Source organism: Helicobacteraceae bacterium (assembly GCA_031258155.1).
Classification (GTDB): domain Bacteria; phylum Campylobacterota; class Campylobacteria; order Campylobacterales; family SZUA-545; genus JAIRNH01.
This window is the reverse complement of the sequence record JAIRNH010000048.1, coordinates 1-13,953: the sequence shown is the minus strand read 5'-3', so window position 1 is coordinate 13,953 and position 13,953 is coordinate 1. Positions and strand designations below refer to the sequence as shown.

The window sequence follows — 13,953 nt, the reverse complement described above, 5'->3', positions numbered from 1 at the left end:
CAAAACCCCCCCCCCCCCCGTCCCCCCCCCCCCCCCCCCCCCCCCCCGGCGGGGGGGGCCCCCCCCGCGAACCCATTGACGGCAAAAACACATATCCGCCGTCCGCGTTAAACGATTGCGATTACGATCGCGTAGTAGTAGCCGCATCAGTCGGTTTAGAAAGTATCCCGCGACAACTAGTTGAAATGGGCGTTGACGCAAATAAAATTGATGTATATTACATCTATTTTGCCGTCAAATCTCGCGTCGTTTTTCTTGAAAAATTAGCCGAACACTTTAAGGAGAGACAAGTTGAAGGCTCGTTAGCCGAGGGAGGCGTTTTTCAAGGCGAGTTCGCAAAGGAGATTAACCGCGTTTTCTCCGATAAAACACTGTATCTGTTCGATACCTTTACGGGTTTTGACAAAAGAGATATAGCAAAGGAACAGAGCGGCGGTTTTTCCGAGTTTGGCGAAGGTCATTTGAATACAACCTCCGAAGATATAGTGTTGTCAAACCTTCCTTTTCCTAATAAGTGCGTTATCAAGAAAGGTTTCTTTCCCGAAACGACGGTTGGCGTGGAGGATCGCTTCTGCTTTGTCAATCTCGATTTTGATCTATACGATCCAATCTTGGCTGGGCTGGAGTTTTTCTATCCGCGAATGGTTGATGGCGGCGTGATTTTGATCCACGATTATTTTAATCCAAGATACAGAGGCGTAAAAGCCGCCGTTGCGGATTTTGATAAAAAGAACGCGCTAAAACTTATGCCGATCGGAGACGGAATCAGCATAGCCGTTTATCGCTAAGGTAATCTTGAGCGGGAGCTAAAAACTATCGCCTTTAGAGCGTTTCAAGACGCGCGCATTGTAAGCGTTTTGCGCAAAATACGCGCCGCGATTTCACCGCTTTTAATGTTTGCTAATCGCGCTGTTCGCTACGGGTTTGACGATCTTAATTTTATCCCGCGCGTTTCGCCGCTATCTGAAACGTTGCGATAAAGCGCGTCTTTTTCGTCGGCTCCCTTCGATTCTTAGGCGTAATACCATAAAATGGCGAAAACATTCGAGCCTAAATCGCGCGTAAAAGGAGCGCCAATGACGCAAAACCTTCCCGTTTGGGTTATAGAGAGCCGCTGTAAAGCCTGTTCGCTCTGCGTCGAGGTCTGCCCTAGCGGAACGCTCGCGATGAGAGGCGAGCCGACAAGCGCGTTAGGCGCGACGATCAGCGTGATCGCGCCGCAAGATTGCGTCGGTTGCGGCGAGTGCGAATTGGCCTGTCCCGACTTCGCGATTATGGTCGCCGATCGCAAGGAGTATAAGTTCGCCAAACTTACCGACGAAAGCCGCGCAAACGCGCTGGCGATCAAAGCGGGCGGCTACTACGCGCCGTCTGGGAGGAGTTGATCGTGGGCGCATGGGGGACGGCGATTTTTTCCGACGACGCGGCTTTGGACGTAAAAACCGCCTATAACGATTTGATAAAGTTCTATTCGGACGAGGACGCGGAAAGAGCGATGTTTGACGTCTATTACAAAGATTTTGAAAACAAAGACGGCAAATCTGTTTAGGGGGAAGGTTATGTCAAGAGAAGTAATCTGTAACGGCAACGAGCTTGCGGCGCATGCCGCGATTGACGCGGGCTGTCGATTTTTTAGCGGCTATCCCATCACCCCTTCCAGCGAGATCGCGCACGAGATGAGCGTTCTTTTGCCCAAAGTCGGCGGCAAATTTATCCAAATGGAGGACGAGATCGCGGGCGTTTTGGCGGCGATCGGCGCGTCGGCAAGCGGTATCAAGGCTTTGAGCGCGACTAGCGGTCCCGGAATGTCGCTTAAATCGGAGAGTTTCGGGTTGGCGTTTATGTATGAAACGCCGCTTGTGTGCATTGACGTAATGCGCGGCGGTCCATCGACGGGCTTGCCCACCCGCGTGGCGCAGGGCGATATTAGCTTTGCGCGCAACCCCTCTTTCGGCGATATTCGCTCTATAGCGCTCTGCCCCGGAACGCTCGCGGAAGCCTATACGGAGACTTTTCGCGCCTTTAACCTCGCCGAGAGGTTTATGACCCCCGTTATCGTGCTGCTAGACGAGACGATCGGGCATATGCACTCCAAAGCGGTTTTACCCGATCTTGAGTCGCTGGCGATCGTTAATCGCAAGCGATACGATGGCGATCGCCAAAGCTACAAACCCTACGACGCGCCGCCTAACGAACCCGCGACGTTAAACCCGTTTTTCACGGGTTATCGCTACCATATCACGGGGCTTCATCACGGCGCGACGGGCTTTCCCACCGAAGACGCGGCGCTATGCCAAAAGCTGATCGAGCGGCTAACGGGCAAGATAGACAATTATCAAAGCGAGATCGAAAACAACGAAAGCTATCTATTAGACGACGCGGATATTGCCATAATCGCTTACGGTAGCGCGAGTTTAGCCGCGAAAGAGGCGATCAATATGGCGCGCAAGGAGGGGATAAAAGCGGGGCTATTCCGTCCGATCGCGCTGTGGCCTAGCCCGCAAGCGGCGATCAAAGAGATCGGCGAAAAATATGAAAAGAGGCTTATCGTCGAGCTGAATATGGGACAATACGCGCTGGAGATCGAGCGCGTCGCCAAACGCCCTTTCGCCGCGCTTAATCAGGCGAACGGCAGGGCGATCGAGCCTAGCGTTATCTTGAAGCGGATAAAGGAGCTTTAATGGCGTTTAACTACGACGAGTATCTGCGAACGGATAAGCCGCCCGCGCTCTGGTGTTGGGGGCGCCGCGACGGCGCGATCGCTAAAAGGATTTTTAATGGCGTTTAACTACGACGAGTATCTGCGAACGGATAAGTTGCCTACGCTCTGGTGTTGGGGGTGCGGAGACGGCGCGATCTTAAAGTCGCTTATTCGCGCGATCGCCAAAATCGGCTGGAATATGGACGACGTGTGCGTGGTAAGCGGGATTGGCTGTTCGGGGCGGCTAAGCTCGTATATCAACTGCAACACCGTCCATACCACGCACGGGCGCACGATCCCCGTGGCGACGGGAATCAAACTGGCAAACCCCGATAAGCATGTGATTGTCGTAGCGGGCGACGGCGACGCGCTGGCGATCGGCGGCAACCATACGATTCACGGCGCGAGGCGTAATATTGATCTAAACTTTATAGTTATCAATAATTTTATCTACGGCTTGACCAACTCGCAGGTTTCGCCCACCACGCCGCAAGGTTTTTGGACGGTAACTACGCAGTATGGCAACGTCGATCCAAATTTCGACGCGGCGAAGCTCGCGATCGCGGCGGGGGCGACCTTTGTCGCGCGCGAAAGCGTAAATGATCCCAAAAAGATCGAGCGGGTATTTGCGGAAGGCTTTGCGCACGAGGGCTTTAGCTTTTTTGATATTTTCAGCAACTGCCATATCAATCTTGGACGCAAAAACAAGATGGGCGAAGCGATCCAAACGCTAAAATGGCTGGAATCCATCGTCGCTCCCAAGCAGCGCTTCGACGCTATGAGCGACGAAGAAAAAACGGGCAAGTTTCCGACGGGCGTTTTGCATAAAGATCAGACGAAGATCGAATACTGCAAGGCGTATGAAAGCGTGATATTAAAAGCGCAATCGAACAAGAGCCGATAGCGATCGGCAAATAGTCGAGCGGAAGAACGAAAAGGATGCGAATGAGAGTTTTCTGGTTTATATGCGTTTTGGCGGCGGCGTTATACGCCGTCCCTCTTTTTGACGACAAAAATTGCAAAGCGATCGTTTTTGAGGACGAACGGGCGGATTATTCAATGGGTTATGAATGCTTTTATCCAAAATTAACGCTTATCGAAACATATAAGAGGTTCAAAAGCGATCGCATGGACGAGTATTCGGGTTACGCCGTTTTTGAAGAGTTGCGCGCCGATCTTGAGGTTGGAAAAAATTATATGGACGCGCGCGAAGATCAAAACGGGGTTATAACGATACAATACGATTGGGAGAACGACAAAACGCTTGGCGTTTACGCCGACTACGAGTCGGGCGATATGAGCGTTCGGTTTGCGCAAACGGGCGGCGGAACGCGCATGGAAGTTATATTTGTATCCGATTAGGAAAAACGGACGAAGGGCGCCTAGAGGCGGCGACGGGGCGTTTAAGAACAACTTAAAAGGCGGAGCGTAAGATGACCGGTTTTAGATGCTCGCGCGTTATTTGCGTCGTTCAAATGTTGTGCGCGTTTGGTTTCGCGGGCGATAAGCGGTGCGAGGAGGCGGTTTTTGACGAGGACGCGGCGGCAATATATAGCTGCTTTTACCCCGCGCAAACGATTTTGGAGGCATACGCAGATTTTCGCGAGAGCCGAATCCAAGAGAGTCCGGACGATCCTGGATATAAAAACCTTCGCGTTAAACTTGAGATTGGCAAAAACCATAAATACGCGGACGACGACGTAGAGATACAATATACGTGGAACAACGACAAGGCGCTTGTCGTTAATATCTATTACGCCGGCGGAGAAACCGACGCCGAATTTACGCGAGAGCCTGACGGAACGCGATCGATCGTTACGTTTTCGCCCGATTAACCGACGATAGCGAAACCGCAGAAACACAAGGGGGAATGCAGATGAGAAAGTTTTTAGCGATCGCGGCGGCGCTGATCGCGGCGGGCGCGATAAACGCGGCGGAGGGCTTGCCGCCAAATTGCCAAAAGACGGTTTTCAGCGAAGAGGAGAGCGGCTATATGGCGGGATATAACTGCTTTTACCCCGCGCAAACGATTTTAGGCGCATACCAGATAGTCAAGCGAGACCTGATAGCGCTTCCCGGCTCCGATGATTTTCAAAAACTGCGCGACAAGCTCGAAGTCGGCGAAAACTATGAGGATGCGTTCGGCGATTATCTGATTGAATATGCTTGGCAGACAAAAGACGTCTTGCAGGTAACAATCGCTTACGAAGCGGGCGATACGACGCTTCTGTTCGCGCAGCAGAAAACGGGCGCGCTGGCGGACGTCGAGTTTTATATACAATAGATCGCCGCGTGAAAATCGCGTAAAAACGGAAGGGAATCGTGTGAAACGGCAGCTAAGATTTACGGGCGTGGGAGGACAAGGCGTATTGCTTGCGGGCGAGATTTTGGCGGCGGCGAAGATCGCCGACGGAGGCTACGGGCTAAAAGCCGCGACATACACCTCGCAGGTGCGCGGCGGCGCGACGAAAGTAGATATTATTTTAGACGATGCGGAAATTATATATCCATACGCCAACGAGGGCGAAATAGAGTATATGCTCTCCACCGCAAACGTAAGTTACAACCTATATAAAAGCGGCTTAAAAGAGGGCGCTATTATCGTGGTCGATCCCAATTTGGTTACGCCGAGCGACGAGGATCGCAAAAGGTGGAAAATCTACGAGATACCGATCATAACAATCGCCAAAGAGGAGGTCGGAAACGTGGTAACGCAAAGCGTCGTAGCGCTGGCGCTAACGGTGTATATGAGCGGCTGCGCCGATCGCGCCAGCGTCGTAGAAACGATGAAAAGCAAAGTCCCCGCCAAAGTGGTAGAGATCAACCTCAAGGCGTATGAAACGGGCGAAAGATACGCGCAAAGGGCTATGGAGCGATAACATACCTTAGCGCGGGCGAAGGGGGCGAAATGAAAACGCTGTTTGATAAAACGACGCTAAACGGCATGACGCTAAAGAATCGGTTTATTCGCGCCGCGATCGGCGATAATGCAAGCCGCTCCCAGATCGGCAAAGAGATACTCGATCGCTACGAGAAAATCGCGAGCGGCGGGGCTGGGGTTATTATTACCGGTTTTACATTGACGAACGAGATCGAGAAGGGTTACTCCGCGATACCGGCTTTTTATAACGACTCGTTCTTTGACGGACACAAAAAGCTGGTCGATCTGGTTCATTCGCGCGATTGCGCCATAGTTTTACAACTAGCGCACATCGGCTCGTATTCCTCCGTCGCGTTTCATAAGACGGCTAAACGCCTCGTCGGTAAGATACGAGTATTAGCCCCAAGCGCCGTTCAAAACGCGATCGCGGGCATACTGCCCGAAGAGATTACCCTTGATGAAATAAATAACGCGCAAAATCAATTCGCCCAAGCCGCGTTAAGAGCGAAAAACGCGGGTTACAACGGCGTTGAACTGCACGCCGCGCACGGCTTTTTTCTTAGTAATTTTATGTCGCCTTACTACAACCGTAGAAAGGATCAATACGGCGGATCGACGGAAAACAGAGCTAGAATGTCTTTAGAAACATACGACCGGGTTCGATCCGCCGTCGGAGACGATTTTCCGATATGGATTAAGATCAACGTAATGGACGACTATAAAATCCCCCTCGTTTTCGACGACGCGCTATATCTGTGCAAAAAACTGACCGAAAGAGGCATAAACGCGATCGAGGTAAGCGGCGCGTGGCGAAACTTCGACGAGCGATCCGCCGCCTATTTCAAAAAAGAGGCTGAAATAATCGCCGATCAAAACGATACGGCGCTTATTTTGACGGGCGGCAACAGAGATTTTGAGCGGATGACGGAGATATTAAACTCTACAAAGATCGAATACTTCGCCATGGCGAGAGCGTTTATGAAAGAGCCGAATATTATCGACAGATTCGCGAGAGAATATAATCGATAGCGCGCGAAAACCGCGTTGAACGAAAGTAGCTTATAATGCGGTAGTCCAAAAACGCTCGCGTTAGCGGCGGTTAAAAGAGCTATACGCAAAGAAGGATATATGCTATTTACAAAAGCGAGCGAATACGCGCTGATGGCGATTATCGCCGTCAGCAAGCAAAACGGCGCGACGGACGCGGTAACGCTTTCGTCCGATCTAAAGCTATCGTATAGTTTTATGGCTAAGGTTTTGCAGTCGTTGGCAAAGGCGGGCATTTTAGCTTCGCGCAAGGGCGCGGGGGGCGGCTTTACGCTGGCGAAACCGCCAAGCGAGATTACGATCGAGGCGTTGCTTCGCGCGGTTGACGACCACTGCGCTATGGTTTTTACCTGCTCGGCGGCGCTGTGTAACTGCCCAAGCGGCGAGGCTAAAAGCTCTCTGTGCGCGATCTGGCCGTTCTTGAACCGCCTTCAATCCAAGATTGACGATATGCTGGCTAAAACTAGCATAGCCGATCTAACCCGCGAATAATGGCGCGAGCTACGCCTTTTACTCTGATAAACCGCGTTTTTCCGTTTCTAAAATATCTGTTCGCGCTCAAAGACCTGACGGTAGTCTTTTTTGTCGTCGGCATTATGGCGATCATTATCGTTCCTCTGCCTAGTTGGCTACTAGACCTGTTGCTGACGGTCTCGCTTTCGATCGCCACGCTGATCATTTTAATCTCGATCTTTATCGCCAAGCCCACCGATTTTTCCACCTACCCGACAATGATTCTTTTGGTAACGCTGTTTAGGATCGCGCTCAATATCGCCACTACGCGAATGATTCTTAGCGAAGGGCATAACGGACCGGAAGCGGTTAGCGATATTATCGCTAGTTTTGGCAGTTTCGTCGTGGGCGGCAACTATGTGATCGGCGTTATCATTTTCGCGATTTTGGCGTTGGTTAATTTCATCGTGGTAACCAACGGCTCTACTCGCGTCGCGGAAGTTTCCGCGCGCTTTAGCTTGGACGCTATGCCGGGCAAACAGATGGCGATCGACGCGGATCTCAACGCCGGACTAATCAACGAAAGCGAAGCCAAAAAGCGACGACAAGAGATCGTGGGCGAGGCGAACTTTTACGGCGCGATGGACGGCGCAAGCAAGTTTGTAAAAGGCGACGCGATCGCCGCCATTATCATTACGATCGTTAATATCGTCGGCGGCATATTGATCGGAGTGTTTCAAAACGATCTCTCCGTCGGAGACAGCGTGGCGACCTATACGCTTTTGACGATCGGCGACGGTCTCGTGGGGCAGATCCCCGCGCTGCTCGTCGCCACCGCCACGGGCATTATCATCACCCGCGCGAGCAAAGACGAAGCCTCGAACTTTGCCAGCGGCGCGATCGCGCAGCTAGGGCGCGACTATAAAACGCTGTTGATCGTGGGCGCTATTCTAGTTTTGTTTGCGATGGTGCCGGGTCTGCCCGCGCTTTCGCTCGGATTTATAGGTTTAATTTTCGTTGCGATCTCGCTTGTAATTCGCGACTCTCAAGACGGCGCGATCAGCGGCTGGCTCAAGGCAAAGTTTCCGTTTTTGAACGAGCTTAGCGGCGCCGATTCGCCATCGCCGCTAAAACCCGCGCGCAAAAAAGGCGAGGGAGCGAAAGAGGGCGCGCCGAAAGCGAAAGAAAAAACGCCCGAAGAGCGCGCCAAAGAGGAGGAAAGCGCGCTAGAGCGGGCGCTAAAGGTGGAGCTGTTAGAGCTGGATATGGGCTATCAGCTTATCAAACTCGCAGACGAAAAACAAGGCGGCGATCTAAGCGATCGCATTCGCTCTATGCGACGCAAAATGGCGGGCGAATTCGGTTTTTTAATGCCGCAGGTGTATATATGCGACAACCTACAGCTTGATCCAAACAGCTACGAGATAATGCTAAAAGGCGTCACGATTGGAAGCGGACAGGTATATCCGGGGCAATTTTTGGCGATCAACAGCGGGCTTGCTATCGACGAGATCGACGGCGTAGCCGCCAAAGAGCCGGCGTTTGGGCTAGACGCGATCTGGATTCACGGCGACAAAAAGAGCGACGCGATCGTAAAGGGCTACACCGTCGTCGATCCGTCGACCGTTATCACTACGCACCTAGCGGAACTGGTCAAAAAGCACGCCGAAGAGATGCTTACCCGTCAAGATACGCAAAAGCTGATCGATTCGCTAAAAAAAGCGTATCCAACCGTCGTGGAGGACGCGCTAAAAGCCGCCGGAAGCGTCGGCTTAATCCAAAGCGTGCTTAAAAATCTGCTTCATGAAAAAATCCCGATCAAAGATATGCTCACCATTATGGAGACGATCGCCGACTGCGCGGCGGCGCTCAGAAGCCCGGAGATTTTAACCGAACAAACGCGATCTAAGCTGGCGCGGACGATTACGAATATGTATAAGTCCGAAGGCGGCGTTATACGCATTCTTACGTTGGACGTCGCGTCCGAGCAAAAGTTCCTAGACAAGCTCAAAGATCAAAACGGCGCGAGCGCTCTAATGTTAAACGTCAAAGAGATCACCGCGTTTATCGACGCTACGCGAGTCAAAAAGGAGGAGCTGATCGCAAAGGGCGTTTCGCCGGTAATTTTGATCGTCGATCCGCTTTTGCGCCGATCGATCGCGCAGATTTACGAGCGCTTCAATCTCGATATAGTTACGCTAAGCCACGCCGAGATCGACCCTTCAGCCGCGTTCGAGGCGTTAGGAAGCATAGCGATAAATGATAATTGAGGTAAGCTATTAACAACCAATTCGCGCAAAACTACAATATTAGACCAATAAGGAAGGAGGCATACAATCTAAAGTCGTCAAGCGGTAAAAAGCTAACGGCGGCGCTTGGACGCTCGCGCCTTATAGCGGCTCTCGTCGGCGCGGCAAAAGGTTTCTTAGACGCGCTCTCGCCCAAAAGGAGAGGGTCGGCGCTCGTCGCGACGAAGCCAAAAGTTTCGCTCGCGGCGTTGCAAAAGGTCGTATTCGTCGTTATCGGCGGATATAAAGAAGCAAAAAAAAGGAAAATTAAGTGGAAAACGGAACTTTGATATTAGAGGCTGCGAAAATAATGGTCGTCGGCATGTCGACGGTCTTTACTTTCTTGTGTTTTATGATCGCGTTTCTTAAGGCGCAAGGTTGGGCGCTAACGCGGTTTTTTCCGCAGGTAAAACCCGCGGCTACGGAGCAAAGCGCGACAATCTCCGACGCGACGCTACAAAAAATAGCGCTCGCCGCGATCGCCGAATATAAGAAAAGACGAGGTTAAGGGACGGATATGGCTACGAAGCAAATTATAGAGGTTATGGACACAAGCTATCGCGACGGCTTCCAATCGGTTTTCGGCGCGCGGGTTTTTATGAAGGATTTTCTGCCCACCGTTCAATCGGCGATCGACGCGGGTATTAGGCGATTTGAGATGGGCGGCGGCGCGAGATTTCAAGCGCCGTTTTTCTATCTGAACGAAAACGCCTTCGATATGATGGACAAGTTCCGCGAAGTCGCGGGCAAAGACGCCAATCTGCAGACGTTGGCGCGCGGCGTAAATCACGTAGGTTTGGACACGGGATCGCGCGAGATTATCGATCTGCACGCGAAACTATTCAAAAAACACGGCGTTACTACTATTCGTAATTTCGACGCGCTTAACGACGTTCGCAATATGGAGTATTCGGCTAAGGCGATCAAAAACGCGGGGTTAAATCACGAGCTTACCGTTACCGTTATGGACCTACCCCCCGGTTGCGTCGGCGCGCACGACGCGGCGTTTTACGAAAAGACGCTCAAGAGTTTCTTAGACGCGGGCGTTCCTTACGATTCCGTCGTGTTCAAAGACGCGAGCGGCACCGCCAATCCGCGCAAAGTTTACGAGACGATCGCCGCCGCGCGAAAACTGCTTGGCAAGGATTGTCATATCCGCTACCACACGCACGAAACGGCTGGAATCGGCTTGGCGTGTTATCTTTCGGCGATCGAAGCGGGCGCGAACGGCGTGGATCTCGATCGCGAGCCGGTCAGCGGCGGCACGGCGCACACCGATATTCTGGTGATGGCGCACGCCCTTAGAGGATCGCGGTTTGTTTTGGGCAATCATCTTGGCGACGAGCTTAAGCTCGACAAGGTGTTGGAGAGCGAAACCGTCTTAAAAGAGGCGCTAAAAGACTATTTTATACCGCCCGAAGCGACGCAGGTTTCGGCGATCATTCAATATTCGCCTATGCCCGGCGGCGCGCTTACGGCGAATACGCAGATGATGCGCGATAACAACTGTCTGGATAAATTCCCCTCCGTGATCGAGCAGATGCGCGAAGTGGTGGAAAAGGGCGGTTTTGGCACCTCCGTTACGCCCGTAAGCCAGTTTTACTTTCAGCAGGCGTTTAACAACGTGATGTTTGGCAAGTGGAAAAAGATCGCCGACGGCTACGGCAGAATGGTGTTGGGCTACTTCGGCAAAACGCCCGTCGCGCCCGATCCCGAAATCGTCAAATTAGCCTCCGAGCAACTTAAGCTACCGACGACGACGGAAAACGCGATCGATATAGCCGATCGCGACGAAAAGAAATCAAGCAAATGGGCAAAAGAACAGCTTGCGGCAAACAACCTTGAAATCAGCGACGAAAACGTTTTTATCGTTCTTGCGTGCGGCGATAAGGGGATCAAGTTTTTGCAGGGCGCCGCCAAAGGCAGCGTTCGGCTCAAATCCGACGTCGCTCCTTCAGCCGCGAAACAACCAAGCGGCGCGGAGGATTTTACGATCGTGGTAGAGGGGCAAACCTACTTCGTCAAAATCGCCGAAGGCAAGATCGCCGAACTTGGCGCGGCGAGCGGCGCGAAAATCGCCGTCGATAACGCTCCGCCTCCAAGCGGCAAAACGCATATTATCGCCGCTCCAATGCCCGGAACCATAACAAAAATCGTCAAAAACGTGGGCGATCGCGTCAAAAACGGCGATCTGACGCTGGTTATCGAGGCTATGAAGATGGAAAACGAGGTCTTTTCAGACGCCGACGGCGTAATCGCGGCAATAAACGCGCCCGTCGGCGCGAAGGTGCAAGCCGGTCAAGCGCTTGTAACGATTGCCGAGTAAGGATCGGCGATGAAAAAAACCTTTATCGCGCTTATTTTGGCGGCGTTTGCCTGCGCGCATTCGGCGTTTGCCGCCGTTGAAACCAACGCGACGGCGAACGAGGAGAAAAGTTACGAGGCAAAACCGCTTGGCGATATGTTTATAGGGCTATTTGACAGCACGGGAATCAAAGCGTTTCTAACTCCAAAAGAGGGCGTAACAAACGAGTTTGGCAAAGAGGTAAGCCCGTTCGCGCAAACGTGGGGGCGGCTTGTGATGTTCGCAATTTGCTTTGTCTTGATCTATCTTGGGATCGCCAAACAATACGAGCCTTTGCTGCTGATCCCGATCGCGTTTGGCGGTCTGCTGGCGAACATTCCGATCGCCGAGATCGCGGGACCAAACGGGCTGCTTGGCGTTCTATACAATATGGGCATAGCAAGCGGTCTTTTTCCGTTGCTAATTTTTATGGGCGTGGGGGCGATGACCGATTTTGGACCTCTGCTCGCCAATCCAAAAACGTCGCTGCTTGGCGGCGCGGCGCAGTTTGGCATTTTCGGCACTTTGATTTTGGCGGTGACCGTCGGTCAATATACCGATCTTTTCACCTTCTCGCTAAGAGACGCGGCGGCGATTAGCATTATCGGCGGCGCGGACGGACCGACCTCGATTTTCGTCGCCTCGCGCCTCGCGCCCGAACTGCTTGGAGCGATCGCGGTGGCGGCGTATTCGTATATGGCGCTGGTGCCGCTGATCCAACCGCCGATTATGCGCGCGCTAACGACGCAAAAAGAGCGCGCGATCAAGATGTCGCAGCTGCGCGACGTGAGCAAGCTAGAAAAGATACTCTTTCCGATCTCGCTTGTGGTTTTGTGCGCGTTTTTCCTGCCCGACGCGGCGCCGCTGATGGGCGCGCTCTGCTTTGGCAATCTCGCCCGCGAGTGCGGCGTGGTGGAGCGGATCAGCGACACGCTTCAAAATTCGCTGATCAATATCGTTACGATCTTTTTGGGGCTTTCGGTAGGCTCGAAACTCGCGGCGGATAAGTTTCTGATTCCAGAAACGTTAGCGATCGTTATTTTGGGTTTGATCGCCTTTTCCTTCGGCACCGCCGCGGGCGTGATTATGGCGAAGATCATGAACAAGCTAAGCAAAGACCCGATCAATCCGTTGATCGGAAGCGCGGGCGTCTCCGCCGTGCCTATGGCGGCTAGAGTCTCGCAAAAAGAGGCGCAAAAAGCCAACCCGCAAAACTTCTTGCTTATGCACGCGATGGGTCCTAACGTCTCGGGCGTGATCGGTTCGGCGGTCGCCGCGGGCGTTTTATTGTCGATGTTTTAACGCGATTTACCCCTTTTCTTCGCGAGAAGGGGTAAATTATCCGCGCCGCAAACGCCCTCGTCGCTATAGCGGCGCGTTTAAGCGCGATAAACCGACGTCGGGAGAAAATAAACGAATTGGAAAAAGCGGCGCAAATAATATCCGTCGAAAAAGAGTTTAGAGATGACGCGCTTTTGAACGGGCTTCTTAAAATATGGGAGTCCTCCGTAAGAAGCTCTCATTCGTTTTTATCGCAAAAAGATATAGAAGACTTAATTCCATTGGTCAAAGACGGGATAAAAACGGTTGAAAGGCTGTTTATTTTCGGCGATAGCAAAGACGCCTGCCGCGCGTTTATGGCAATTGCGAAGGATAAAATAGAGATGTTATTTGTCGGAGCGGAATATAGAGGCGCCAAAATCGGCGGAAAGCTAATACAATACGCGATAAACGAATTAAACGTCGGGTTTGTGGACGTTAACGAGCAAAACGATCTGGCGATAGGATTTTACGCTAAATACGGATTTGAAACGCTAAGCAGAAGCGAAACGGACGATTACGGCAGAGCGTTTCCGATATTGCGTTTGGGCAGACCAAAAAGCCGCCAATAAATTCGATCGGCGCAATTGGAGCAAACCAAACGTAAGGGAAAAAAGAATAATCGATCGCGCTTGGCGACGGCGTTAGCCGCTATCCCCTCGATCGCAAGCCTTTGCGCGAAAAACGAGCCTCCTCCTCTCCCTTTTTTTGGAAAGCGAGAGAAGATTATTAGAGACTGCCGATCGTTGCGTTTTAGCTCGCCGCTTTTGCAAGCTCTCTCCTTTATGGAAAGGGGGAGCTTGCCGTTTGCTTCGTTAACGCTCGCGAATTACAACGATCACCTACCCAACCTGCGGGGCGTTATATCCCGCGTCGAATTATCGTCGTAAAAGCGATCGTCGTCGTCGCTCTCGCCATG

Annotated in this window: 16 protein-coding genes; all 16 read left to right on the top strand. The window is 52.2% G+C overall.

The genetic code is table 11. The features are described 5' to 3' along the window. The coding region (locus LBF86_06390; GenBank protein MDR0665132.1) for a TylF/MycF family methyltransferase at positions 1-788 on the top strand (788 nt) is incomplete at its 5' end. Positions 789-1,076: 288 nt separating this feature from the next. Further along, on the top strand, positions 1,077-1,385 hold the full coding sequence (locus LBF86_06385) for a 4Fe-4S binding protein (GenBank protein MDR0665131.1): 309 nt from the start codon (positions 1,077-1,079) through the stop codon (positions 1,383-1,385). Between the two features lie 2 nt (positions 1,386-1,387). Continuing rightward, positions 1,388-1,549 (top strand): hypothetical protein, encoded by a 162-nt coding sequence (locus LBF86_06380; protein ID MDR0665130.1) that lies wholly within the window; start codon positions 1,388-1,390, stop codon positions 1,547-1,549. A gap of 10 nt (positions 1,550-1,559) precedes the next feature. Next, positions 1,560-2,681 carry a 2-oxoglutarate synthase subunit alpha gene (locus LBF86_06375; protein ID MDR0665129.1) on the top strand — a complete coding sequence of 374 codons (1,122 nt, stop codon included), beginning with the start codon at positions 1,560-1,562 and terminating at the stop codon, positions 2,679-2,681. Positions 2,682-2,777: 96 nt separating this feature from the next. Continuing rightward, the gene (locus tag LBF86_06370) at positions 2,778-3,605 is read left to right on the top strand and encodes a 2-oxoglutarate ferredoxin oxidoreductase subunit beta (protein ID MDR0665128.1); all 828 of its coding nucleotides are present in this window, start codon (positions 2,778-2,780) and stop codon (positions 3,603-3,605) included. Between the two features lie 41 nt (positions 3,606-3,646). Continuing rightward, a complete protein-coding gene (locus LBF86_06365; protein MDR0665127.1) occupies positions 3,647-4,063 on the top strand; it encodes a hypothetical protein in 417 nt (138 codons plus the stop codon). A 71-nt stretch (positions 4,064-4,134) separates the two neighbouring features. Then, positions 4,135-4,536 carry a hypothetical protein gene (locus tag LBF86_06360; GenBank protein ID MDR0665126.1) on the top strand — a complete coding sequence of 134 codons (402 nt, stop codon included), beginning with the start codon at positions 4,135-4,137 and terminating at the stop codon, positions 4,534-4,536. 41 nt (positions 4,537-4,577) lie between these two features. After that, complete coding sequence (locus tag LBF86_06355; GenBank protein MDR0665125.1) at positions 4,578-4,985, top strand: hypothetical protein; 408 nt, start codon at positions 4,578-4,580, stop codon at positions 4,983-4,985. Positions 4,986-5,025: 40 nt separating this feature from the next. Next, entirely contained in the window at positions 5,026-5,580 is a 555-nt protein-coding gene (locus tag LBF86_06350) for a 2-oxoacid:acceptor oxidoreductase family protein (protein MDR0665124.1), read from the top strand. 29 nt (positions 5,581-5,609) lie between these two features. Further along, positions 5,610-6,611 (top strand): NADH:flavin oxidoreductase, encoded by a 1,002-nt coding sequence (locus tag LBF86_06345; protein ID MDR0665123.1) that lies wholly within the window; start codon positions 5,610-5,612, stop codon positions 6,609-6,611. A 99-nt stretch (positions 6,612-6,710) separates the two neighbouring features. Then, entirely contained in the window at positions 6,711-7,121 is a 411-nt protein-coding gene (locus LBF86_06340) for an Rrf2 family transcriptional regulator (GenBank protein MDR0665122.1), read from the top strand. After that, positions 7,121-9,352, top strand: coding sequence for a flagellar biosynthesis protein FlhA (flhA, locus tag LBF86_06335; GenBank protein ID MDR0665121.1), 2,232 nt, complete (start codon positions 7,121-7,123; stop codon positions 9,350-9,352). The genes LBF86_06340 and flhA overlap by 1 nt, the downstream gene beginning before the upstream one ends. Positions 9,353-9,641: 289 nt before the next feature. After that, entirely contained in the window at positions 9,642-9,878 is a 237-nt protein-coding gene (locus tag LBF86_06330; GenBank protein MDR0665120.1) for an OadG family protein, read from the top strand. Positions 9,879-9,887: 9 nt separating this feature from the next. After that, positions 9,888-11,696 carry a biotin attachment protein gene (locus tag LBF86_06325; GenBank protein MDR0665119.1) on the top strand — a complete coding sequence of 603 codons (1,809 nt, stop codon included), beginning with the start codon at positions 9,888-9,890 and terminating at the stop codon, positions 11,694-11,696. 9 nt (positions 11,697-11,705) lie between these two features. Beyond that, complete coding sequence (locus tag LBF86_06320) at positions 11,706-13,016, top strand: sodium ion-translocating decarboxylase subunit beta (protein MDR0665118.1); 1,311 nt, start codon at positions 11,706-11,708, stop codon at positions 13,014-13,016. Between the two features lie 116 nt (positions 13,017-13,132). Continuing rightward, positions 13,133-13,606: a GNAT family N-acetyltransferase gene (locus LBF86_06315; protein ID MDR0665117.1), complete on the top strand. Its 474-nt coding sequence runs from the start codon at positions 13,133-13,135 to the stop codon at positions 13,604-13,606. The last annotated feature ends 347 nt before the right edge of the window (positions 13,607-13,953 follow it).

What these genes read in the sequence shown, in the direction of transcription:
- LBF86_06385 (MDR0665131.1), top strand. Translation starts at nt 1,077, where the DNA reads ATGACGCAAAACCTTCCCGTTTGGGTTATAGAGAGCCGCTGTAAAGCC.
- LBF86_06375 (MDR0665129.1), top strand. Translation starts at nt 1,560, where the DNA reads ATGTCAAGAGAAGTAATCTGTAACGGCAACGAGCTTGCGGCGCATGCC.
- LBF86_06370 (MDR0665128.1), top strand. Translation starts at nt 2,778, where the DNA reads ATGGCGTTTAACTACGACGAGTATCTGCGAACGGATAAGTTGCCTACG.
- LBF86_06365 (MDR0665127.1), top strand. Translation starts at nt 3,647, where the DNA reads ATGAGAGTTTTCTGGTTTATATGCGTTTTGGCGGCGGCGTTATACGCC.
- LBF86_06360 (MDR0665126.1), top strand. Translation starts at nt 4,135, where the DNA reads ATGACCGGTTTTAGATGCTCGCGCGTTATTTGCGTCGTTCAAATGTTG.
- LBF86_06355 (MDR0665125.1), top strand. Translation starts at nt 4,578, where the DNA reads ATGAGAAAGTTTTTAGCGATCGCGGCGGCGCTGATCGCGGCGGGCGCG.
- LBF86_06345 (MDR0665123.1), top strand. Translation starts at nt 5,610, where the DNA reads ATGAAAACGCTGTTTGATAAAACGACGCTAAACGGCATGACGCTAAAG.
- LBF86_06340 (MDR0665122.1), top strand. Translation starts at nt 6,711, where the DNA reads ATGCTATTTACAAAAGCGAGCGAATACGCGCTGATGGCGATTATCGCC.
- flhA (MDR0665121.1), top strand. Translation starts at nt 7,121, where the DNA reads ATGGCGCGAGCTACGCCTTTTACTCTGATAAACCGCGTTTTTCCGTTT.
- LBF86_06325 (MDR0665119.1), top strand. Translation starts at nt 9,888, where the DNA reads ATGGCTACGAAGCAAATTATAGAGGTTATGGACACAAGCTATCGCGAC.
- LBF86_06320 (MDR0665118.1), top strand. Translation starts at nt 11,706, where the DNA reads ATGAAAAAAACCTTTATCGCGCTTATTTTGGCGGCGTTTGCCTGCGCG.